Annotated in this window: 20 protein-coding genes, 1 tRNA gene and 2 rRNA genes (1 of these 23 running past the window's edge); 18 read left to right on the forward strand and 5 right to left on the reverse strand. The window is 62.7% G+C overall.

All coding sequences use genetic code 11. The annotated features are described in order from the left end of the window. Positions 1-96 precede the first annotated feature (96 nt). The 4 genes from EJ076_RS32450 to EJ076_RS32465 are packed head-to-tail and all read left to right on the forward strand — an operon-like array spanning position 97 to position 3,961. Entirely contained in the window at positions 97-633 is a 537-nt protein-coding gene (locus EJ076_RS32450) for a cupin domain-containing protein (RefSeq protein ID WP_126070619.1), read from the forward strand. 10 nt (positions 634-643) lie between these two features. Next, positions 644-1,420, forward strand: coding sequence for an aspartate dehydrogenase (locus tag EJ076_RS32455; protein ID WP_126070620.1), 777 nt, complete (start codon positions 644-646; stop codon positions 1,418-1,420). Beyond that, a complete protein-coding gene (locus EJ076_RS32460) occupies positions 1,420-2,232 on the forward strand; it encodes an alpha/beta fold hydrolase (protein WP_126070621.1) in 813 nt (270 codons plus the stop codon). The genes EJ076_RS32455 and EJ076_RS32460 overlap by 1 nt, the downstream gene beginning before the upstream one ends. Further along, on the forward strand, positions 2,222-3,961 hold the full coding sequence (locus EJ076_RS32465) for a cobalamin-dependent protein (protein WP_126070622.1): 1,740 nt from the start codon (positions 2,222-2,224) through the stop codon (positions 3,959-3,961). Before EJ076_RS32460 ends, EJ076_RS32465 begins: the two co-directional genes overlap by 11 nt. A 40-nt stretch (positions 3,962-4,001) precedes the next feature. On the opposite strand, the gene EJ076_RS32470 is transcribed toward EJ076_RS32465, so the two are convergent. Further along, positions 4,002-4,748: an SDR family oxidoreductase gene (locus EJ076_RS32470; protein ID WP_109661099.1), complete on the reverse strand. Its 747-nt coding sequence runs from the start codon at positions 4,746-4,748 to the stop codon at positions 4,002-4,004. 103 nt (positions 4,749-4,851) lie between these two features. Between EJ076_RS32470 and EJ076_RS32475 the strand changes: the two genes are divergently transcribed. From EJ076_RS32475 to EJ076_RS32505, 7 genes are all read left to right on the forward strand, one after another. Next, a complete protein-coding gene (locus tag EJ076_RS32475) occupies positions 4,852-5,823 on the forward strand; it encodes a thiamine pyrophosphate-dependent dehydrogenase E1 component subunit alpha (RefSeq protein ID WP_164548786.1) in 972 nt (323 codons plus the stop codon). A gap of 1 nt (position 5,824) precedes the next feature. Further along, positions 5,825-6,799 (forward strand): alpha-ketoacid dehydrogenase subunit beta, encoded by a 975-nt coding sequence (locus tag EJ076_RS32480; protein ID WP_126070624.1) that lies wholly within the window; start codon positions 5,825-5,827, stop codon positions 6,797-6,799. 11 nt (positions 6,800-6,810) lie between these two features. After that, positions 6,811-8,127 (forward strand): acetoin dehydrogenase dihydrolipoyllysine-residue acetyltransferase subunit, encoded by a 1,317-nt coding sequence (locus EJ076_RS32485; RefSeq protein WP_126070625.1) that lies wholly within the window; start codon positions 6,811-6,813, stop codon positions 8,125-8,127. A 65-nt stretch (positions 8,128-8,192) separates the two neighbouring features. After that, positions 8,193-8,516 carry an NIPSNAP family protein gene (locus EJ076_RS32490; protein WP_109658643.1) on the forward strand — a complete coding sequence of 108 codons (324 nt, stop codon included), beginning with the start codon at positions 8,193-8,195 and terminating at the stop codon, positions 8,514-8,516. Between the two features lies 1 nt (position 8,517). Next, the gene (locus tag EJ076_RS32495) at positions 8,518-9,387 is read left to right on the forward strand and encodes a hypothetical protein (protein ID WP_126070626.1); all 870 of its coding nucleotides are present in this window, start codon (positions 8,518-8,520) and stop codon (positions 9,385-9,387) included. Next, the gene (locus EJ076_RS32500; protein WP_126070627.1) at positions 9,387-10,310 is read left to right on the forward strand and encodes a 3-hydroxyacyl-CoA dehydrogenase NAD-binding domain-containing protein; all 924 of its coding nucleotides are present in this window, start codon (positions 9,387-9,389) and stop codon (positions 10,308-10,310) included. The genes EJ076_RS32495 and EJ076_RS32500 overlap by 1 nt, the downstream gene beginning before the upstream one ends. Positions 10,311-10,397: 87 nt before the next feature. After that, the gene (locus EJ076_RS32505) at positions 10,398-11,147 is read left to right on the forward strand and encodes an SDR family oxidoreductase (protein WP_164548787.1); all 750 of its coding nucleotides are present in this window, start codon (positions 10,398-10,400) and stop codon (positions 11,145-11,147) included. Positions 11,148-11,177: 30 nt separating this feature from the next. Here the strand turns inward: EJ076_RS32505 and EJ076_RS32510 are convergent, their stop codons facing one another. Then, positions 11,178-11,930 (reverse strand): NAD(P)-binding domain-containing protein, encoded by a 753-nt coding sequence (locus EJ076_RS32510; protein WP_126070629.1) that lies wholly within the window; start codon positions 11,928-11,930, stop codon positions 11,178-11,180. 110 nt (positions 11,931-12,040) lie between these two features. Between EJ076_RS32510 and EJ076_RS32515 the strand changes: the two genes are divergently transcribed. From EJ076_RS32515 to EJ076_RS32545, 7 genes are all read left to right on the forward strand, one after another. Beyond that, entirely contained in the window at positions 12,041-12,814 is a 774-nt protein-coding gene (locus EJ076_RS32515) for a GntR family transcriptional regulator (RefSeq protein ID WP_164548788.1), read from the forward strand. 198 nt (positions 12,815-13,012) lie between these two features. After that, complete coding sequence (locus EJ076_RS32520; RefSeq protein ID WP_164548789.1) at positions 13,013-14,068, forward strand: branched-chain amino acid ABC transporter substrate-binding protein; 1,056 nt, start codon at positions 13,013-13,015, stop codon at positions 14,066-14,068. A 120-nt stretch (positions 14,069-14,188) separates the two neighbouring features. Beyond that, positions 14,189-15,139 carry a branched-chain amino acid ABC transporter permease gene (locus tag EJ076_RS32525; RefSeq protein WP_245462928.1) on the forward strand — a complete coding sequence of 317 codons (951 nt, stop codon included), beginning with the start codon at positions 14,189-14,191 and terminating at the stop codon, positions 15,137-15,139. Next, the gene (locus tag EJ076_RS32530; RefSeq protein ID WP_109658636.1) at positions 15,139-16,134 is read left to right on the forward strand and encodes a branched-chain amino acid ABC transporter permease; all 996 of its coding nucleotides are present in this window, start codon (positions 15,139-15,141) and stop codon (positions 16,132-16,134) included. Before EJ076_RS32525 ends, EJ076_RS32530 begins: the two co-directional genes overlap by 1 nt. Then, positions 16,131-16,961 (forward strand): ABC transporter ATP-binding protein, encoded by an 831-nt coding sequence (locus tag EJ076_RS32535; protein ID WP_109658635.1) that lies wholly within the window; start codon positions 16,131-16,133, stop codon positions 16,959-16,961. Before EJ076_RS32530 ends, EJ076_RS32535 begins: the two co-directional genes overlap by 4 nt. Further along, positions 16,885-17,634, forward strand: coding sequence for an ABC transporter ATP-binding protein (locus tag EJ076_RS32540; protein WP_109658634.1), 750 nt, complete (start codon positions 16,885-16,887; stop codon positions 17,632-17,634). Before EJ076_RS32535 ends, EJ076_RS32540 begins: the two co-directional genes overlap by 77 nt. Continuing rightward, on the forward strand, positions 17,627-18,916 hold the full coding sequence (locus EJ076_RS32545; protein ID WP_126070630.1) for an FAD-dependent oxidoreductase: 1,290 nt from the start codon (positions 17,627-17,629) through the stop codon (positions 18,914-18,916). The genes EJ076_RS32540 and EJ076_RS32545 overlap by 8 nt, the downstream gene beginning before the upstream one ends. Positions 18,917-19,015: 99 nt before the next feature. Here EJ076_RS32545 and EJ076_RS32550 read toward each other — a convergent pair. The 3 genes from EJ076_RS32550 to EJ076_RS32560 form a co-directional block, all read right to left on the reverse strand. After that, positions 19,016-19,092: transfer RNA gene (locus tag EJ076_RS32550), tRNA-Met, on the reverse strand. 183 nt (positions 19,093-19,275) lie between these two features. Then, positions 19,276-19,390 (reverse strand): 5S ribosomal RNA (gene rrf, locus EJ076_RS32555). A gap of 153 nt (positions 19,391-19,543) precedes the next feature. Beyond that, positions 19,544-21,994, reverse strand: a 23S ribosomal RNA gene (locus EJ076_RS32560); it runs 371 nt beyond the window's last position.

Consider the following 21,994-nt stretch of genomic DNA (forward strand, 5'->3'; position numbering starts at 1 on the left):
TGTCTACTATTGTGTCGACACTTTTTGCGCTGTACCCTCTCTTGGTCAGCAGCGTGCCCCGCACGACCTTCGCAGCTCCTTTCGAGAGGCAGAGCCATGGACGACACCCGCCTTCAACCCGCGCCGACAGGCATCCATGTTTCCGGGCCCGACACGCGCGAAAGCTACTGGCAGCCGGTACCGGCAAACGGCCATATCGACGTCGCGCTCGCGCCGCACATCGTCGGCATGGAACACCCCTTCGCGCTGGGCACGCAATCGGTGGCGCCCGGCGGCTATGTGCGTGAACACACGCACGACCGCAACGAAGAGACGGTCTACGTCATCGAAGGCCGTGGCCGCGCCGTCATCGATGGCAAGGAATATCGGCTGGAACCGGACAGCGTGGTGTTCCTGCCGAAGAATGTCCGGCACATGTTCATCAACGATGGCGAGACACGCCTGCGCTGGATCTGGTTAATCGTGCCGAACGGGCTCGAGGACTTCTTTCGCCTGATCGGCAAGCCGCGCAAGCCGGGCGACCGCGTGCCGTCCAATTTTCCGCGCCCGGAAAACGTCCTGGAGATCGAGCGTAAGACAGTGTTCGGGGCGGACCTCGCCGACAAATTCGATCCCCTGAAACAGAACCCCTGAAGAAGCCCCGATGGTCACGCTCGGCCTCATCGGGTTCGGCACGATCTCGCGCGCGATCGTCTCCGCTTTCCCACCGGACTCGTGTCGCTGGGTGGCGCTGATGCGCGAAGGCGCCCGCCCCGCACTGCCGGCGAACGTCAGCACTGTCACGCAGCTTGACGCGCTGATCAGTGCGCGTCCAAGCACGGTGGTCGAGGCGGCAAGTCAGGAAGCAGTGGCCGCCTACGTGCCCGCGCTTCTCGACGCCGGCATCCCGACCATCATCGCTTCGATCGGTGCGTTCTCCGATCCGATACTTGCCGCCCGGTTAACCGATGCTTCGCGCAACAGCGGCGCGCGCTTGGTCCTGCCGTCAGGCGCGTTGGGCGGCCTCGACTATCTCAGGGCGATAGCGGCACTTCCCGATGCACGGGTGCGCTATACCTCGCGCAAGCCGCCGGCAGCCTGGAAAGCCGAGCTTGCCACTCTTGGCCTATCCGCCGAGCACGATGCGGTATCGCTCTTCGAGGGCACGCCCGCGCAAGCGGCAAAACTCTATCCGAAAAACCTCAACGCCGCCTTCGCCGTGGCGCTCGCGGCAGGCATCGACAAAGTCACCGTGAGCGTGGTTGCCGATCCGAAAACTACCGGCAACACGCACGAGATCGAGGTCGAGAGCACCGCCGGCACCGCCTCCTTCCGCCTCGTCAACGCGCCCTCGCCCAGCAATCCGAAGACCTCGATGCTCACGGCGCTCAGCCTCGTCGCGGCGCTTAGCGAGTTGCTCGACAGGGAGGGCTGTCACTGATGCCCTTCTTCCCCGCCGCCGATGGCTGCCGCATCCACTACGAGACATCAGGCGACCATGGCCCGCGCCTTATCCTAATCCCGGGGCTCGGCGGCGACGGAAGGTTCTGGGCCGGCGTGGTACGCCGGCTCGAGGCCGACCATCGCATCATCGTCACCGACCATCGCGGCGCCGGCCGCAGCGATCGACCGGAAAGCCCCTATTCCATCCCCCTGATCGCCAGCGACATTGCCGGCCTGCTGGCGCAGGCGGGCGGACCAACGCACATTGTCGGGCATTCCACCGGTGGCGCCATCGCGCAGGTGCTGGCGCTCGATCATGCGGAACTCGGCCTGAGCTACACGATCAGCAGTTCCTGGGCGCGCGCCGACACCCGTTTCCGCACGCTCTTCACCGCTCGCGCCGAATTGCTGGAGGCCGGCCTGGCCGAGACCTACCAGCGCCTAGGCCATGTGCTCTGCCACGAGCCGTCCTACCTCGATACCTATGCCGGGCAGCTCCAGGCGGCCGTCGCCGCCGCCCCTCGCACGCTGGCTCCGCTCACCGTCGCCGCTGCACGCGTGCGCATGCTGCTCGACCACGATCGCCTTGCCGATCTGCCGCGTATCGACGCCCCGGTTCAGGTGATTGCTGCCGCCGGCGATATTCTGACGCCGCCGGCTCTTTCGGAGGCGATCGCCGCTACGATACCGGGTGCCCGGTCTGTCTCAGTTCCCGGCGCGCATTTTCATCCCCTCGCCGACCCCGAGGGTTTTGCCGCCATCATTCGCCGTTTCATTGCCGGAGCCGACAGCAAACATCATGACCGCTGAAATCGCCCCCGCTCTCATCGACCCAGGCCTCAAGCCCGGCGCCGACCTCCTCACCGAAGGGCGCGCTATGGCGCGCGACTGGCGCCTCGGCGGCTGCCGCTTCCTCAGTGAAACCGGGATGCCGTCCGAAGCCGCATGGAAGCGCAAGGCGGCAGCCGAAAAGCGCGTCATGCAGCACGCCCATATCGGCTTCAGAAGCGTCGATCGCACCGTGGCGGCGATCGGCGAGGTGCATGAGCAATGCCGCAAGGCAGGCGTAACGGTCGACCGTTTCGGCATCACTCTCGACTGGTCGATGGGTTATCCCCAGGCCATGCGCGCCAAGGCTGCGCGCGGCACCGGCATCGTGCTCACCGGCCCCGAGGATTTCGCGCGCATCACCAATGCCGCGCCGGCCGCCGCTCATTTCGGCGACTTCATGCTCGGCCTGCCGGGCGCGGTGGAAAACACCCGCGCCGCCATCGCCGCCGGGGCAACGGCCATCGGCAATCTGGGACAGTATTTCACCTTCCGGCTGCCCTATTGGGACGATGATGTGGCGACCACCGAAGCGACCGTCACCGCGCTCGGCCTGATTGCCGCGCAGGAGGCCGAAATCCTTGTCCATTCCAATCTCGACGACGGCTTCGCCGGGCTGTTCATCGACATGGCCTGCGCGCTCGGCATGGTGCTGGTCGAAAAGCACATCGTCGAGGATCTGATCGGCGCGCGGCTCGGCCATTGCTACGGCCACCACTTCAGCGATCCGCTGTCGCGCGCTGCTTTCCATTCCGCGCTGGTGCGGGTCAGCGACACGCCGGGCACCATGATCTTCGGCAACACCGTTTCCTATCAGTCGACCCCGGCGGGCAACTACGCCAGCCTGGCAAGTTATCTCCTGGCCGACATTCTCGCCGTTGGGCGATGGCCCTCCGGCCATGCGATCAATCCGGTGCCGGTGACCGAGAACCAGCGCATTCCCGATGTCGATGAGATCATCGATGCGCAGACCTTCGCACACCGGCTCACGCTGCACGCACCGTTCTACGATCCGGTCTTCGACTGGACCAAGGTGGAGGCAATGGCCGATGTGCTGGTCGAAGGCGGGCGCCGTTTTGCCGATGCCGTCATGAAGGGGCTGGCCGAGCGCGGGGTGGATACCGAAGACCCGGCCGCGCTGATGTTCGCCATCCGCCGCATGGGGCCGAAACGCATGGAGGCGCTGTTCGGCCCGGGCGCGGACGGCATGCGCGGGCGCACGCCGCTGATCCATGCCGAATGGGCACGCGAGCTCAACCACAAGGCCGTCGCCTGGGTCGCAACGCAAAAGCCGCTGGAAAGCCCTAAACCCCTAACCGTCTGCATCGGCACCACCGACGTGCATGAGCACGGCAAATACCTCGTCGAACAGGCGCTCGAAGGTCTGGGCATCGTCATCGCCGATGCCGGTGTGGCTGTCGACCCGGAAACGCTCGTCGCCCGCGCCGCCGAAACAGGGGCCGATGCCATCGCGGTCAGCACCTACAACGGCGTGGCGCTGCGTTATGCACAGGCCGTGAAAGCGGCGATGGCGGCACGCGGACTTGCCTTGCCGGTGCTCATCGGCGGACGATTGAACGAAGTGCCCAAGGAGTCCAATTCGGGCCTGCCTGTCGACGTGACCAAGGATATAGCGGACCTTGGCTGCCTGCCCTGCGCCGATCTCGACGAGATGCTGAGTGCCCTGCGTTCCATCCGGCCTGTTGCCTGAAGCGGCAGGCTTCGTTTTCCGCCATCGACTGGCGCGCGCCTCACCAGGCGCTCATGCCGCCGTCGACCGTCAGGATCGAGCCGGTGGCGAAAGAAGATTCGTCGCTGGCGAGCCACAGGATTGCATTTGCGATTTCAGTCGGTTGCGCGACGCGATTCATCGGCGAACGCGCATTCAATGCCGCGACAAACCCCTGAGGGTCGGGATGAGTTTCCAGCATGGTTTCGAAATAGCTCGACCAGGTAACACCCGGCGCCACGGCGTTGACGCGGATCTTGTCTGCAACATGGTCAAGCGCCATGGCACGCGTCAGCGCCGCGACGCCGCCTTTGGAGGCGACATAGGCCGCCCGATCGGCAAGTCCGACATGGGCCACGTTGGAGGCGGTGTTCACGATCACCCCGCCACCACCCGCGGCCATGACAGGAATGACGTATTTGGAGCAGAGAAAGACGCCCTTGAGGTTCACGGCCATGAGCGCGTCCCAATCCGCCGCCGCAGTGGTGACGACCGAGCCGCGTATGCCGTAGCCGGCATTGTTGACCAGGATGTCCACCCGGCCGAATGCCTCTTGCGCGCGGCGCACCATCGTCGCCACGGAGGCTTCGTCCGAGACGTCCGCCTCAAAGGCCAGCGCTCCGGTCCTGTCGGCCACCTCGCTGGCCCGCGCGCCGTCGCGGTCGACGACCAGAACGCGCGCGCCCTCCTTCACAAACAGTTCCGCGACGGCTGCGCCGATACCGGCGCCGGCGCCGGTGACGATGGCCGCCTTGCCCTTCAAACGCATGATCGATCCCCTTTTCACAAACTTGTTTTGCCCTATCTTGCAGAAGCGCTTGCAAAGTGTCGACACTTTTGTATTTAATTTCGGCACGAACTCGGGGATACCAGTGAAAAACACTCCTTCCGTCGAACAACATCTGGAAATCTATCGCCGGATGCTGCTGGTGCGGCATCTGGAAGAGGGGCTTGGAGCGCTTCACAAGGAGGGACGCACGCGCGGCCCGATCCATCGCTGCGATGGCCAGGAAGCCGTCGGTGTCGCCGCGACCGCCGTACTGGAGGCGGGTGACAAGGTCGCCACCACTCATCGCGGCCACGCGGTCTATATCGGCAAGGGCATGGCCGTGCACCCCGTGGTGGCCGAGATCTTCGGGCGGGCCACTGGTGCCTGCGGCGGGCGCGCCGGCCACATGCTGGTGGCCGATGCCGAAAAGGGCGTGATCGGCGGCAACGCCATAGTCGGCGCGGGCATTCCGGCCGCCACCGGCATGGCGCTGTCGATGCAGATCCTCGGCACCGGCAATGTCGCCATGTGCGTTTTCGGCGACGGCGCCGCGCAAACCGGCATCTGCCACGAGGCCATGAACATGGCCGGGCTGTGGAAGCTGCCGGTCGTCTTCGTGCTCGAACACAACCAGTTTGGCCTGACCGTTCCCACCGAAGTCCAGTCGCCGGTCGAGGATCTGTCGATCCGCGCCGCCGGCTATGCGATGCCCGCCGAAATCGTCGACGGCAATGACGCGGTGGCCGTCTACCGCGCCGTGTCGACCATGGTCGAGCGTGCCCGGCGTGGCGAGGGTCCCGGCATGGTCGAATGCAAGACCTACCGCATCGAGGGTTTTTCCACCTCCGACATGGGCGGCTACCAGAAGCCGGAGGACATTGCGGCCTGGAAGGCGCGTGACCCTCTGCTGGTCTCGCGCAAGGCGCTCTTGGGCGACGTCGGCGAGGCGAAACTCGCCGGGATCGAGGCCGCGGCCAAGGCCGAGGTAGACGAGGCATTCGCCGCCGCCCTCTCCGACCCGATGCCCGAATTCTCGCTCGACGAAGCCTGCAACCCCTACAGCGAGGCGCACTGACATGGCCATGATGCGGTACGCCGAAGCGCTCAATGCAGCACTGCGCGAAGAGATGCAGGCCGACCCTTCCGTGTTCGTTTTCGGCGAGGACATCGGCCGCTATGGCGGCGTCTTCAAGGTGACGAAAGGGCTGATGGAGGAATTCGGCGAAACGCGGGTGCGCGACACGCCGATCTCCGAACAGGCGCTGACCGCCATGGCGGTGACCGCCGCCATGACCGGTACCCGTCCGGTGCTTGAAATCATGTATGCGGATTTCGTGCCGCTGACGCTCGATGCGCTGGTCAACCAGGCCTCGATCTACAACTATATCTGGAACGGCCAGGTGAAGATGCCGTTCGTGCTGCGCACGCAGGGCGGCGGCGGCGCCGGTGCGGGCGCACAGCACTCCAAGTCGCTCGATTCCATGCTTGCCCACATACCCGGCATCAAGGTCGTCGCGCCTTCGACGCCGGCCGATGCCAAGGGCATGCTGAAGGCCGCGATCCGCGACGACCAGCCGGTCGTCTTCCTTGAGCACAAGCTGCTCTACAACACCCGCGGCGAGGTGCCGGAAGGCGATGTGATCGTGCCTCTCGGCAAGGCGGCAACGATGCGCGAGGGCAGCGATATCTCGATATTCGCCACCTCCAAGATGGTGGTCGAGGCCCTGAAAGCCGCCGACCTTCTCGCAGCAAACGGTGTTTCAGCCGAAATCGTCGACCTCCGGTCGCTGCGCCCGCTCGATGTCAACGCCATCGTCGCCTCGATCGCGAAAACGCACCATGCCGTGGTGGTCAACGAGGGCTGGCGCTTCTGCGGCTACGCCGCCGAGCTCTCGGCAACGATCATGGACCACGCCTTCGACGAATTGGACGCGCCTGTCGCGCGCGTCACGCTGCCGGATATGCCGATCCCCTATTCCGAACCGCTGGAAACGGCGATGCTGCCAAGTGCCGAGAAGATCCGCACGGCCGCGCTGAAGACACTGAAGTGACGGAGGCGGCGATGGCGACCCATCCGATCAGCATCGACAGTGCCGGCGGCGAATATATGGAAGCCGTGCTGGTGATCGGCTGGGCGGTGAAATCAGGTGATTCGGTCAAGGCGGGCGATCTTCTCGTCACCGTCGAAACGGCCAAGGCCGCAACCGAAATCGAAGCCGACCGCGACGGCTGGCTGGCGGAAATCTTCTTCGCCGAGGGACAGGAAGCGCCGGTGGGCGCCGTGCTCGGCACGATCGCGGACGAGAAACCGATAGTTGGCGAGAAGCCGATCGCTAGCCAATCCGCTTCGATCGCGCTGGCCACGGCAACGGCTGCGGAACCCAATCCGAGCGAGCCTGTGGCCAGCGAAGCGCCCTCTTCCATCCGGCCGCCCGGCAGCCGTGCAATCGCCAGCCCGCTGGCCCGGCGGCTTGCCGCCGCGGCTGGGCTCGACCTTGCCGCCATTTCGGGAAGCGGCCCGCATGGGCGCATCAAGAAGCGCGACATCGATTCCATCCTTGCCGCCCGCTCGAACGAACATGACGGCGCGGTCCTGCGAACGCCGGCTGCAGCCCAGGCATCGCCTGTTGCCGCGCCGACGCTGGCCCGGCAGACGGTGCCGGTAGTCCTCATCCACGGCTTCGGGGCGGATCGCTCGGTGTGGCGGCAGGTCGTGCCCTTGCTCGGGCCGGGGATCGAGACGATCAGCCTCGACCTGCCCGGCCATGGTGCGGAAGCGGCAAGACCCGCAAGCAGCATCGAGGAGATCGCCTTCCTCCTCTCCGACCGGCTGGAGGATATGGGCGTCGGCAATGCCCATCTCGTTGGCCATTCCCTCGGCGGTGCGGCGGCTCTCGCGCTCGCCCGACTTGGCCGTCTTACGGTGCGCTCTGTCACGCTCCTTGCCCCTGGCGGGCTTGGCCCCGAGATCAATGCCGGCTTCATTGCCGGTCTCGCCCGCGCGACCACGGTGCAGGCCCTGGAGCGGTGGCTGACGGTGATGGTCGGCGACCCATCGGCCTTGCCGGTCGGCTATGCGCAGGCCGCGCTCAGGCAGATGGAAAAGATCGGCAATCGCGACGCGCTCGCTGCGATGGCCGAAAGCCTGTTCCCGGACGGCACGCAGGGTTTCGATCTCGCGGGCGCGCTTGCCGAGCTCGCCGTACCGACGCGGTTCATCTGGGGCAGGCTCGACCGCGTCATCCCGGTCGCTCATGCAGTCCGCGCGCCAGGCTTCACTGCTGTTCATCTTCTCGATGGCGTCGGCCATGTACCGCAGATTGAAGCACCGGCGCTCACAGCCCGGCTGATCACCGAGACGGTGCGAAGCGCCGGCTGAGCCGACAAGACCATCACGCCGGCGCCGAAGGCACCGGATACAGAACGCCAGAAGGAGTGCTCGATATGATTTTCGACCATCGCACCTATACCGCCCGCCCGAACAAGCTGTCGCATTTCCTGAAACTCTATGAAGACGTCGGCCTGCCGATGCAGCAGCATTATCTGGGCGAGCCCTTCGGCTTCTTCCAGACGCACATCGGCGACCTGTCGCGCACCGTGCATCTGTGGAAATATGAAAGCCTGGCCGACCGGGAGGACCGGCGCGACCGCATGGAGGCCGATCCCGAATGGCAGGCGTATCGGCGCAAGGTGATCGAGACCGACTATCTTCTCGACATGCGCAACCAGATCCTCAAACCCGTCTCCTTCTTCAATCCCGGAAAGTAAGATGGACCTGATCTTCTCGGCTGAAGGGCGCAGCTGGCCGCTGCGCCTGACCGGCGATGCCGAGCGCACGCGCCGTGCGCTGCTTTTGGCCCTGCCCATGCGTCTGCAGCTTCACACGCCCAAAATCGCCGGCAGCCATATCTATTGGCATGCTCCCTTCGTCGAGGATATCGAGGGTGCTACGCATGTGCTTTCCGCAACCGCCGGCGCCTTCATCTACTGGCCGGTGCGGCAGTTCCTCGAAATCACCTTCGCGCCGCTCCAGGCAGAAAATGCCGAGATCACCGTGCTCGGCCATCTCGACGCGCCGGTGGAAGGCATTGCCGAGCTTGCCGCAACGCTGAAGCGGGACCAGGGCCGCCGTATTCTGGAAGGCACGCTTGTCCGGTCGGATGGCAGCGTGTCCGAGCCATCGCCGCCGTCGCCATTGCCGCAGGATATCATCGCCGCGCGCAAGGCGCTGTGGGCGTCCTGTCCCGCCGACATCAGCCGGGTCACCGCGTCACGCGCCATCATGCACCCGGCAGGTCCCGTCTTCACCGCGGAGTCGGAAGCGCGGGTGCTGCACGAATTCCTGTGGTGGGTCCACGCCGAGCGCGGCAGGAAGGACGAATTGGTGATGCGCCAGGCGGCAGCAATCGCACTCGACAAGACCGCGACCCGGCTGCGCGACTTCTGCCACATGGAGGAAACGCCGGCCCTGCTTTTCCGCCTCAAGGCGGCGATGGGCGACGACCATCCTTTCGACGCCCTGATCGACGAGGCAATCCTGGTTGCCGGACGGATCGGCGCCTGGCTCGATCTCCTCATCCCGTGGAATGACCTCAACGAGGCCTTCCGCGCAGCGCTTGACGGAAGGAAGGCCGGGTGATGCAAAAACTGACCATCGGCATTGTCGGTTTCGGCGTCATCGGGCAGCGTTGGACGGCTTGCTTTGCCCATGCCGGCCACGCGGTGCGCGTGTTCGACCCGACGGAGCGGCGCGAAGCGGCCTTCAATGAGGTGCTGCCTGCACTCATGGCCGACCTAGACGCGTTGAAGGGCCCCTCGCACGCGCCCGGCGCGATCCATCTTTTTCCGACACTCGCCGAGACGCTCGAAGGTGTCGATTTCGTGCAGGAAAACGGTCCGGAAGACCTCGCCCTCAAGCGCCGGCTGCTGGCCGAAATCGAAGACCATATCGGCGACGAGGTCGTCATCGCTTCCTCCTCATCTGCCCTGCTGGTTTCCGACATGCAGGGTGAGTGCCGCCTGCCCGGCCGCGTCGTGCTCGGTCATCCCTTCAATCCGGCGCATCTGATGCCGCTGGTCGAGATCGTCGGCGGCAAGGCGTCGGATCCGCAGGCGATCGCCCGGGCACACGTCATCTACGAGGCCATCGGCAAGAAACCGGTGACGCTCAACCGGGAAGTGACCGGCCATATCGCCTTGCGCCTGATGGGCGCCATGTGGCGCGAGGCGATCGCCCTGGTGCGCGACGGCGTCGCCTCGGTCGAGGACGTGGATCGTGCCTTCATGTATGGGCCGGGTGCGAAATGGACCCTGCAAGGTTCGTTCATTTCCAACAGCCTCAACGCCGATAGCATCGAGGACTTCCTGCGCAAATATGGCCCGACATACCAGGCGATCTGGGACACGCTGCTGGACGCAAAGCTCGACAGCGAGACCATCCGCGCCATCACGGCTTCGACAAATGCGGCGGTGGACGGACGCAGCCAGGACGACCTGAAGGCCGCGCGCGAGGCTGGCCTCGTCGGCATCTTGAAAACGATGGCCGCACACGGCGCGCTCTAACTCTTTGTTTTGACGCAATTCCGGACGGAAAACCGTTTCACACTTTTCCTGGAATTGCTCTGATCATCACGGTTCAGGAGAATGGCCATGACCTATCGCACCGCCCTCGTCACCGGCGCCTCGAAAGGCATCGGCGCGGCAATCGTCGAAAGCCTGGTCGCGGAAGGTTTGACCGTCCATGCGCTGGCGCGCAACCATGACGCGCTGCAGATTCTGCAGGCGAGGCTCGGGTCACGCGTAAAGCCGCTCGTTGCCGATGTGCGCGACCACGAGGCAATCGCTTCAGCGCTCGGTGCGGCGGAAATCGATGTGCTCATCAACAACGCCGGCGGTCTGGCGACCGTGCGCCCCCTGCATGAGCAGAGCGCGGAGGAAACAGCCGAGGTGGTGGCGCTGAACCTCACGGCGCCATTGCAGCTCATCCGCCTGTTGCTGCCAGGCATGATCGCGCGCAAGCGTGGCCACATCTTCAACCTGACCAGCACGGCAGCCAGCGGCGTCTTTCCCGGCACGACAACCTACGGTGCGGCAAAGGCCGGCCTTTCCCAGGCTGGCCGCATCCTGCGCTTCGATCTCGCGGGCACCGGCGTGCGGCTGACCGAGATCGCCCCCGGCCGCGTGGAAACGGATTTCTACCTGAAGGCCTTCGACGGCGACCGCGAGGGCCTGCACAAGCGCATGTACTCGCAACAGCGGCCGCTCGGCCCGGCCGACATTGCCGCCGTGCTTGTTGCCGCGCTGCGGATGCCGGACCATGTCGACATCGCCGAACTGATCGTTGCGCCAAGCGAACAGGCACCCGGCGGTCATACCTATCCGCCCGCGCCGCAACGCTGAGCGACTGCGTGGCGCCAGCGACGCCGCGCCTCAGTCTGGTCCCATCAATTTGTCGAGCACGGCCGTGCAAGCCTCCTCCCAGGCCGCAGGCACACCACGCGCCGAAAGCACCTGCAGGCCCCGCTCGGTGATGCCGCCCGGTGTCACTAGCTCCTCGAGCATTTGGTCCATCGGCTGGTCCTTCTCCTCAATCAGCCGCCCGGCGGCCACGAATGTCAGCGCCGTCAGCCTGCGGCCAATTGCCGGATCGAGACCTTGCGTGCTCGACCATTCCGCCGTTTTGCGGATCAGATCCTGCACCCAGCCATAGACGGCGGCATTGACCGTCGCCACCTCGAAGTCCGTTTCGCTGGCGAGCGCAATCGAGGGGCCGAGCCGGTCGAGAACCGCCTGCGCCTGCTCAATGTCGGGGAAATAGATCGTCGGACTGGCACAGATTTCGGAAGCCGTGAACGGCATGGCGCGCACAGCGCGCGCAGGCGCGACAGCGAACCGCGACAGCGGTACACCGGCGCAAACCGAAACCACCACTTGGTCCTTGCGCCACGGCAAACCAGCGACCGCGTCCGGCGCATGCGCCGGCCGTACGGCGACAATGACGACATCGGACCGTTCGACGAGATCGCGATTGTCGGTTGCCAACCGAAAACCATGCCGGGCGCAAAGTGCAGCGGCCTTGCCGCGCGGCGACAGCACGATTGCTGTGGGATCGAGCCCGGAACGCAGGAAACCAGCCAGCATGGACGTCGCCAGATGCCCGACACCAAGAATGCCTACAATCATTGTTGTCCCCCGGATTTGAACCTGCTGCTTGCCATTCAGACGAAGTTGGGAAAGAAAGGCGCTCTACAAAGTGTAGACACAACCTGCATACAAATCAGATGAGAATCGTCGTGACCGAACGAGCCGAGACCAGCGCCGATAGCGATCCGTCCCTTGCCGCCGAGGCCGAAACGCGCCGCGCTGCCGACAGCAGCGAACGCGCCTACAACACCATCCGCAAGCTTCTGGTGGAGTTCAAGCTGAAGCCCGGGGAACGCATCAATGAGGTCCAGCTTTCGCGCAGCCTCGGCGTTTCGCGCACACCGATCCGCGAGGCGCTGAACCGGCTCGCCTCCGAGGGTTTCGTTTCGCTCACGCCCAATCGCGGCTTTTTCGTCAGAAGCCTCAGCACCGAGGGCCTGCTCGACCTCTACGAGTTCCGCTCGATCATCGAATGCGCTGCTTTCAAGCTGATGTGCGAACGCGCCGACGACAGTGAAATCGACCGGCTGCGGAGCTACTGGGAAGCGATCGTCGACGCCTACCCGGACCAGCCGCCGGATGTCATCCTGGCCGAGGACGAAGGCTTCCATCTGCTCATTGCCGAACTGTCGGGAAATCCGGAACTTGTCGGCCAGCTCAGCTCCATCAATGCGCGCATCCGCTTCATCCGCCGCATCCAGATCGAACATCCCTCGCATGACAAGGCGCAGATCACCTCCCATTCGGCCATCGTCGATGCCGCCGTCAGGCGGGATGCCGAAAACGGCATGAAACTGCTGCGCGAACATATCGAAATGACCGTCTCCGCCACGCAACAGGCGCTCAAGGACGCCCTGCTCAAGGTGTTCGCGCCCGGCAACGGCGCTGATCTGAAGCGCCGGCGAAGGGCACGCGACGCATAATCGATATCTGAGCACGAAATTGAACGCAATAGTGTCGACACTTTCTTGACGACAGTCTCTTTGTCTGCTTCGATGGGTTCCAAGGGGAGAGAAGACCGGAACGGCCGCTCCTGCTGTGACCAGTAGCCAAGGGGAACCATCATGAGAAAATTTATCGCCACACTCCTTCTCGGAGCATCGCTATTCGCGGGCCCGGCCATGGCCGAGCAGATCACGATTGGTCTATCCGCTCCGCTCTCCGGCCCGCAGGCCTATTTCGGCACCACATGGCATAATGGCTTCAAGCTCTATGTCGACAAGCTGAACGCCGATGGCGGGGTCAATGGTGTGACCGTCGCCTATGAACAGGAAGACGACAAGGCAGATCCACGCGAGGGAACGCTCGTGGCGCAGAAGTTCTGCGACAATGACCAGGTCGTCCTCGGCCTCGTCAACTTCAATTCCGGCGTCGCCCAGTCCACCTTGCCGATCTATGAGGATTGCTCGCTGCCGACGATGACCTTCGGCTCCAACCCATCGCTGACCAAGCAGGGCTACAAGCTTATGGTGCGCCCGGTCGCGAACGATCTGGCGGGCGCGCTGCTGCCGGCTGAATACGCGCTCGGCAAGCTTGGCGCCAAGACGGCGCTGGTCGTCAACGACAAGCAGGTTTTCGGCCAGGGAATCTCCGAAATCTTCGCCAAGAACTTCGAGAATGGCGGCGGCAAGGTCATCGACACGATTTCGGTCGCGCCAAGCGATGTGGACTTCGCCGCCGTGCTGGCGCAGATCAAGCCGAAGAAGCCCGACGTCATCTATCTCGGTGCCGTCATGCCGCAGCTGGCGCTCTTTGCAAAACAGATGCATGAGCAAGGCATCACCGCCACCCTGATCGTACCCGACGGCGGCTATACGCCGGACCTGATCAAACAGGCCGGCGAGCCCAACGTCCAGGGCACGCTCGTCGCCATCCAGGTGCCGCCGATGGATGCCTCGCCGGAGATCGCCGAGTTCGCCAAACTCTACAAGGCCAAGTACGGCGAAGAAGCCGGCCCTTACTCGATCTATGGCTATGTTCAGGGCCAGATCCTCGAACAAGTGCTGAAGACGACCAAGGGCCTGACGCGCGAGGACATCAACACGGCGCTGCACGCGGTCAAGGTCAAGACCGCCGTGGGTGAACTGGAATTCGACGAAACGGGCGAACTTAAAGTCGCCCCATCGTACCTCTACAAGGTCGAGGGATCGAAGTTCCAGCTTGTCGGCTCGAAATAGCAGCCGGGCGCCGGAGCCGCCTGCCTTTTTAAAGGCGGCTCCTCTTGCCTGTCGACGGCCGCGCCTGACAAGAGTGCGACGGACCGTCGATCGGGAACCCATTGCACAGGACACCGGCCCATGCTGGGAAACCTCATTCAACAGACGGTCAACGCGTTGACCATCGGCTCGATCTACGCGCTGATCGCGCTCGGCTACACGATGGTCTATGGCGTGCTGCGCATGATCAATTTCGCTCATGGCGAGATGTTCATGCTCGGTGCCTATGTCGCCTTTCTGATCCTCTCCATGCTGGTCGGCGATGTCGGCATGGCGGGCGCGATCGCGCTTACCGTGGCCTTTGTCGTCGCTGTCTTCCTGGTCGGCTTCATCGGCGTCGGCATTGAACGCGTTGCCTACAAACCGTTGCGAAATTCCACCCGGCTTGCGCCGATGCTGTCCTCACTTGGCGTTTCGCTCTCGCTGGTCACCGGCATGCAGATTCTTGCCGGCCCGCAGCCGGTCGCCTTTCCGAGCTTCTTCCCTGTCGTCCGCTATGAAGTGCTGGGTGGCACCATCACCTCGATGCAGATCGGCATCCTCGTCGCCGCCTTCGTGTTGATGCTCAGTCTGCATTTCCTCGTTAACCGCAGCCGTATCGGCATCATCGTGCGTGCCGTTTCGGAAAGCCGCCCGACCGCACAGCTTCTGGGCATCAACGTCAACGGCGCGATCTCGATGGTATTCTTCGTCGGCCCGCTGCTCGGCGCGGCCGGCGGCATCCTCTATGCCAGCTATTACGGCATCATGTCGCCGACGATGGGCGCCGTCATTGGCCTGAAGGCCTTCACCGCGGCGATCCTCGGCGGCATCGGTTCCATTCCCGGCGCCATGCTTGGCGCCTTCATCCTCGCCTTCGTCGAAGTCGGCGGAACCGCGCTGCTGCCCGTCATCACCCATGGCGTGCTGGGCACCGAATATCGCGATGTGCTCACCTTCGCGATCCTCATACTCGTGCTTCTCGTTCGCCCCGCCGGCATATTGGGCGAGGCCGTGTCCGAGGAAAGCATCGTGTACAAGAGGGAGTTCTGATGTCCGTCGCCGAGAGCCTCGCGGCTGCCAGGCCGCGTTCAAGCCGGGCCGTCGCGTTCCTTGTCTTTGCCGTAGCAATCGCGCTGATCGCGGCGACGCCCTTCCTGCCCAATTACTATATCCGTGTCATCGACAGCCTGCTGATCTACATCTTGCTCGGCATCGGCCTGAACATCGTGATTGGCTATACTGGCCTGCTCGATCTCGGCTTCGTCGCCTTCTATGCGGTCGGCGCCTACAGCTACGCACTGCTTGCCAGCCCTCAGCTCGACCTGCACCTGCCCTTCCTGGTCATTCTGCTGGTAGCCGCCAGCCTTGGTGCGATCACCGGCATATTGCTCGGCATCCCGGTGTTGAGATTGCGCGGCGACTATCTTGCCATCGTCACACTCGGCTTCGGCGAGATCGTGCGCATCATCATCAACAATGTCGACTGGCTTACCGGCGGGCCGAAAGGCATAGCCCGCCTCGACAAGGCTTCGATCCTCGGCATCCAGATCGCCCGGCCGGTCGATTTCTTCTGGCTCCTGCTTGTCGTCGTGCTCCTGGCCGGCCTTGTGGCCTGGCGGCTGGAGCGGTCCATCCTCGGCAAGGCCTGGGCAGCGATCCGCGAAGACCAGGATGCCGCGCGCGGCATCGGCATCAACACGACCAACGCCAAGCTTGCCGCCTTCGCCACCTCAGCGACGATCGGTTCGATCGCGGGCGCAATCTTCGCGGCCTCCCAGCGCTTCGTCAGCCCGGAGAGTTTCACGCTTCAGGAATCGGTGCTGATCGTGCTGATGATCGTGATCGGCGGCATCGGCAACATTCTCGGCATCGTCGCCGGTGCGGCAATCCTGATCCTGCTGCCGGAAGTGCTGCGCGAATTCGCCGAATGGCGCATTCTTTTCCTCGGCCTGTTGATGATCTTCCTGATCATCGTACGCCCGGCCGGCATCGTTCCGCGCAGCTTCGGACCAGACAAGCTTATCCGGAGACTGTTCGGCAAATGACCCTGGTTTTCGACAGACTGCGAAAGGAATATGGCCAGGTCGTCGCCATCGATGACGTGACCGCCTCCTTCGCCCCCGGGCTGATCCACGGTGTGATCGGGCCCAACGGCGCCGGTAAGTCGACGCTCATCAACATGACCGCCGGCTCCTACACCGTCTCGGCCGGATCGATAGCGCTCGACGGCAAACGCCTGGACAAGCTCAAGAAATATCAGATCGCCAATTCGGGAGTCGCCCGCACCTATCAGAACATCCGTCTCTTCGACCAGATGACCGCGCTCGAAAACCTCGAGGTCTGCTTCTATCCGAGCGACGTCGGCGGCACATGGAAAGAAGTCGTGTGGCCGCCCTATGCCTCGGCCCGCCGCGACCACCGACGCGAAAAATGCATGGAGATCTTGCGTTTTTTCGATCTGCAAGGCCATGCCGACGCGGAGGCCGGCAGCCTGCCCTATGGCCGCCAGCGCATGCTGGAGATCGCCCGCGCGCTGGTTTGCAATCCGCGCCTGCTGCTGCTTGACGAGCCCGCTGCCGGGCTGAACCATCATGAGACGGCGGATCTGACCGCGAAGCTCGCCGCCCAGCGCTCGCCCGACCGGATCACGATCATCGTCGAGCACGACATGGATCTGGTGATGGCGCTCTGCGACAACATCATTGTCATGCATCACGGAAAGCTGCTTTTTCAGGGAACACCCGCCGAGGTGCAGGCCAGCACCGACGTCCAACTCGCCTATCTGGGAACCGCCAATGACATCGACGACATCCGAGCCGCTGCTCAGGATCGCCGGGCTCAGCTCGGGATACGGACGCGTCGGCGTTCTTGAAGACATAAACGTCGACGTCGATCCGCACGAGATCGTCGTTGTTCTCGGCCCGAACGGCGCCGGCAAGACGACGCTGCTCAACTCCATCTCCGGCGTTGCGCGTCCGACCGCCGGCAGCATCACCTTCGAAGGGCGCGACATCACCGGCCTGCGGCCGGAGCAGGTCGTGCGCCTGGGCATCACCCATTGCCCGGAAGGCCGCCAGATATTCCAACGCCTGACGGTGGAAGAAAACCTAGTCGCCGCCCACGTTGGCCGCGGCGGCAAGAGCTTCGAAGCGCTGCGCGCCGAGGCCTTCGATCTCTTTCCGGTGCTGAAGGAGCGGCGCAACGGTATGGCGAGCCGCATGTCCGGCGGCCAGCAACAGATGCTTGCCATTGGCCGGGCGCTGATGGCCGAGCCGAAACTTCTGATGCTCGACGAGCCATCCCTCGGCCTCGCCCCGAAGATCGTTCATCAGATCTTCCGCATCATCCTCGACCTGTCGCGCAACGGCATTTCCATCCTGCTCGTCGAACAGAATGTGCAGCTAGCACTTGAATGCGGCGACTACGCCTATCTGCTGAACACCGGCAAGGTGAAGCTTCACGCCCCCGCACAGGAAATGGCCGAGCATTCCGCCTTGAGCGAGCACTATCTCGGCGGCGCCACCGTGGAAGTTCTTCATGTTTGAAGTCGACTGGAAGACGCCGCATCTGTGGCGCAAGACCGCGGATCTGCGCCAGACGGCGCCGGCACTGCAGGGCGATTTGAAGACGGATGTGCTGGTCGTCGGAGGCGGCTTCACCGGCATGGCAGTTGCACTCGGCGCGCGCGACAGCGGCGTCGATGTCATTATGCTCGAAGGCAACGAGATCGGTTCGGCGGCTTCCGGCCGCAACAACGGCCTTGTCATCTCCCACCATTCCAAGGCATCGCCTTCGGAATTCGAGGCGGCATACGGAAAGACCGTCGGCACCCGCTACAACCGCATGGTCGCCGATGCCGCCGGCGTGGCCTTCGGCCTGATGCAGCGCTTCAACATCGATGCGCATCAGGTGCAGGAAGGCTGGATCCAGCCCGCGCACACCGAGGCGACACTTGCCCGCACGCGCCAGTTCTATGAGGAGTGGAAAGCCTTCGGCGCCAATGTCTCCAGCCTGGACCGTGACGAAGCCACCGCGCGCATCGGCAGTCCCTATCTCGGCGGCTGGATGGTGCACAATTCGGGCCATATCAACCCGTTTGCCATGACCATCGGCCTTGCCGCGGCGCTGGAGCGCGAAGGCGCGACCATCCACGAAAACTCCCGCGCAACCCGCATCGAGAAGGTGGAAGGCGGCTGGCGCGTCTTCACCGCGTCGGGAAGCGTCACCGCACCGGAGGTGGTGCTGGCGACCAACGCGCTGACCGGCGACATCTGGCCGGGCCTCAAGAAGACGCTGGTGCCGCTAAAAGTGTTCCAGGCGGCGACCAACCCTCTGCCGGAGGACATGCGTGCCAAGATCCTTATCGGCAATCCGGCCGTGTCCGACATGCGCAACGACATCCGTTACTTCCACTATGACCGCGACAATCGGCTGGTGAGCGGCGGGACGCATACGTTCTGGTTCGGCGAGGCCGATCGCGGCCGCACCAAGGTCTCGCGCATGCTGGGCAAGGCCTTTCCCGCGTTTGGCGGCGAACCGGAGATGGTGGAATATTGGCACGGGACATTCGCGGTGGTGCCAGACCGCAGGCCACGCCTTTATCGTCTCGCCCCCGGCCTTGTGTTTGGCGGCGTCTATTCCGGTCGTGGCGTGGCACTCTCCATGTCGCTTGGCCAGGAAATCGGCCGCTGGGCGGCAGGGCGGCGCACGGATGAGCAGATGTCGCTTCCGGTCACCAATATGAAGCCGGTTCCGTTCCATCCGATCGCGGTGCAGGTGGCCAACCGCATGCACGCCTGGAACCGCTTTCAGGACAAAGGCTCCTAAAGCCTCCAGGATTGATCAACAATGGCGCCCTTCCGGCGTATTCCCAAAAGCCGGTCCCCAAACGCAAACGGCCCGCAGAGCGGGCCGTTTGATTAAGTTTGGTTGCGGGGACAGGATTTGAACCTGTGACCTTCAGGTTATGAGCCTGACGAGCTACCGGGCTGCTCCACCCCGCGTCAACCCTAAGCAAGCGTTTGCTTGCGTTCCTAGGCAAGCACTTGCTTGCTTTCCTTTTCTGCAAGCCGAGGCCTACAAATAGGTAGATGGCTCACCAATTGAAAGGGCCGCTTACGCGGCCCGTGGTTTCCCGATTGGCGGGCCTTGTTCATAAAGAGAAGATTTCAACGTGCGTTTGGCAGACCTGGCAGCGACCTACTCTCCCGCGTCTTGAGACGAAGTACCATCAGCGCTGGAGCGTTTCACGGCCGAGTTCGGAATGGGATCGGGTGCAGCCGCTCCGCCATAACCACCAGGTCGGCAAAACGCACGTTGTTCGAGAAGCTGTTTCTAGCGATTGGCCGCAACATAGCATCAGGCGTAAGGCCTGGGGCTCTGTCGGAGCTTTTCGCTGGTCTTTGTCGTGCCTGTCATCCTCCATTTCTGGAGCGATGAGCATAAGGAATGAGAACGATCAAGCCGATCGAACTATTAGTACCGGTAAGCTTCAAGCGTTGCCGCTCTTCCACACCCGGCCTATCAACGTGGTCGTCTTCCACGGTTCTCAGGGAATACTCGTTTTAAGGTGGGTTTCCCGCTTAGATGCCTTCAGCGGTTATCCCGTCCGGATATAGCTACCCTGCTATGCGGCTGGCGCCACAACAGGTCCACCAGAGATCCGTCCATCCCGGTCCTCTCGTACTAGGGACAGATCCTTTCAATATTCCTACACCCACGGCAGATAGGGACCGAACTGTCTCACGACGTTCTGAACCCAACTCACGTACCGCTTTAAATGGCGAACAGCCATACCCTTGGGACCTGCTCCAGCCCCAGGATGCGATGAGTCGACATCGAGGTGCCAAACAACCCCGTCGATATGGACTCTTGGGGGTCATCAGCCTGTTATCCCCGGCGTACCTTTTATCCGTTGAGCGATGGCCCTTCCACGCGGGACCACCGGATCACTATGACCGACTTTCGTCTCTGCTCGACTTGTCAGTCTCGCAGTCAGGCAGGCTTATGCCATTGCACTCAGCGAACGATTTCCGACCGTTCTGAGCCCACCATCGCGCGCCTCCGTTACTCTTTAGGAGGCGACCGCCCCAGTCAAACTACCCACCATACATTGTCCCGGACCCGGATAACGGGCCGCGGTTAGACATCCATAGTAATAAGGGTGGTATTTCAAGGGTGGCTCCACCTGAGCTGGCGCCCAGGTTTCAAAGCCTACCACCTATCCTACACATGCCACTACGAATGCCAATGTAAAGCTATAGTAAAGGTGCACGGGGTCTTTCCGTCTAACCGCAGGAACCCCGCATCTTCACGGGGAATTCAATTTCACTGAGTCTATGCTGGAGACAGCGGGGAAGTCGTTACGCCATTCGTGCAGGTCGGAACTTACCCGACAAGGAATTTCGCTACCTTAGGACCGTTATAGTTACGGCCGCCGTTTACTGGGGCTTCGATTCAGAGCTTGCACCCCTCCTCTTAACCTTCCAGCACCGGGCAGGCGTCAGACCCTATACGTCGTCTTGCGACTTCGCAGAGCCCTGTGTTTTTGATAAACAGTCGCTACCCCCTGGTCTGTGCCACCCTCCTCTACTTGCGTAGAAAAGGGTCACGCTTCTTCCGAAGTTACGCGTGCAATTTGCCGAGTTCCTTCAGCATAGTTCTCTCAAGCGCCTTGGTATACTCTACCAGACCACCAGTGTCGGTTTCGGGTACGGTTTATAAGGAGGAGCTATTTCCTGGAACCACGCAGCAGCCCGTTCAATCCGATAAGATTGGACTACCTCAATGATCCGTCACTACCTCCAAGCCCACGAATATTAACGTGGTTCCCATCGACTACGCGTTTCCGCCTCGTCTTAGGGGCCGGCTAACCCTGCTCAGATTAGCTTTAAGCAGGAACCCTTGGTCTTTCGGCGGGGGAGTCTCTCACTCCCCTTACGTTACTCATGTCAGCATTCGCACTTCTGATACCTCCACCACCCCTCACGGGTATGGCTTCATCAGCTTACAGAACGCTCCGCTACCGCTTGGCCCTTGCGGACCAAACCCTAAGCTTCGGTGTATGGCTTTAGCCCCGTTACATTTTCGGCGCAAAGACCCTTATTTAGACCAGTGAGCTGTTACGCTTTCTTTAAATGATGGCTGCTTCTAAGCCAACATCCTGGTTGTTTTGGGATCCTCACATCCTTTCCCACTTAGCCATAACTTGGGGACCTTAGCTGTAGGTCAGGGTTGTTTCCCTTTTCACGACGGACGTTAGCACCCGCCGTGTGTCTGCCGACTAGTACTCCCAGGTATTCGGAGTTTGGTTAGGTTTGGTAATCCGGTGAGGACCCCTAGCCCATCCAGTGCTCTACCCCCTGGGGTATTCGGTCGACGCTCTACCTAAATAGATTTCGCGGAGAACCAGCTATTTCCGAGTTTGATTGGCCTTTCACCCCTAGCCACAAGTCATCCCGAACTATTGCAACAGTTATGGGTTCGGTCCTCCAGTAAGTGTTACCTTACCTTCAACCTGCTCATGGCTAGATCACTCGGTTTCGGGTCTAATGCGACGAACTGAACGCCCTATTCAGACTCGCTTTCGCTGCGCCTACACCTAGCGGTTTAAGCTTGCTCGTCACACTAAGTCGCTGACCCATTATACAAAAGGTACGTGGTCACCCAGGACGAACCTTGGGCTTCCACTGTTTGTAGGCAATCGGTTTCAGGTACTCTTTCACTCCCCTTGTCGGGGTGCTTTTCACCTTTCCCTCACGGTACTAGTTCGCTATCGGTCATGCACGAGTACTTAGGCTTGGAGGGTGGTCCCCCCAATTTCAGACAGGATTTCACGTGTCCCGCCTTACTCGAGGACGATTGATTGCATTACGCGTACGGGGCTGTCACCCACTATGGCCCTAC

The organism is Mesorhizobium sp. M7D.F.Ca.US.005.01.1.1, from assembly GCF_003952545.1.
Lineage (GTDB): Bacteria > Pseudomonadota > Alphaproteobacteria > Rhizobiales > Rhizobiaceae > Mesorhizobium > Mesorhizobium loti.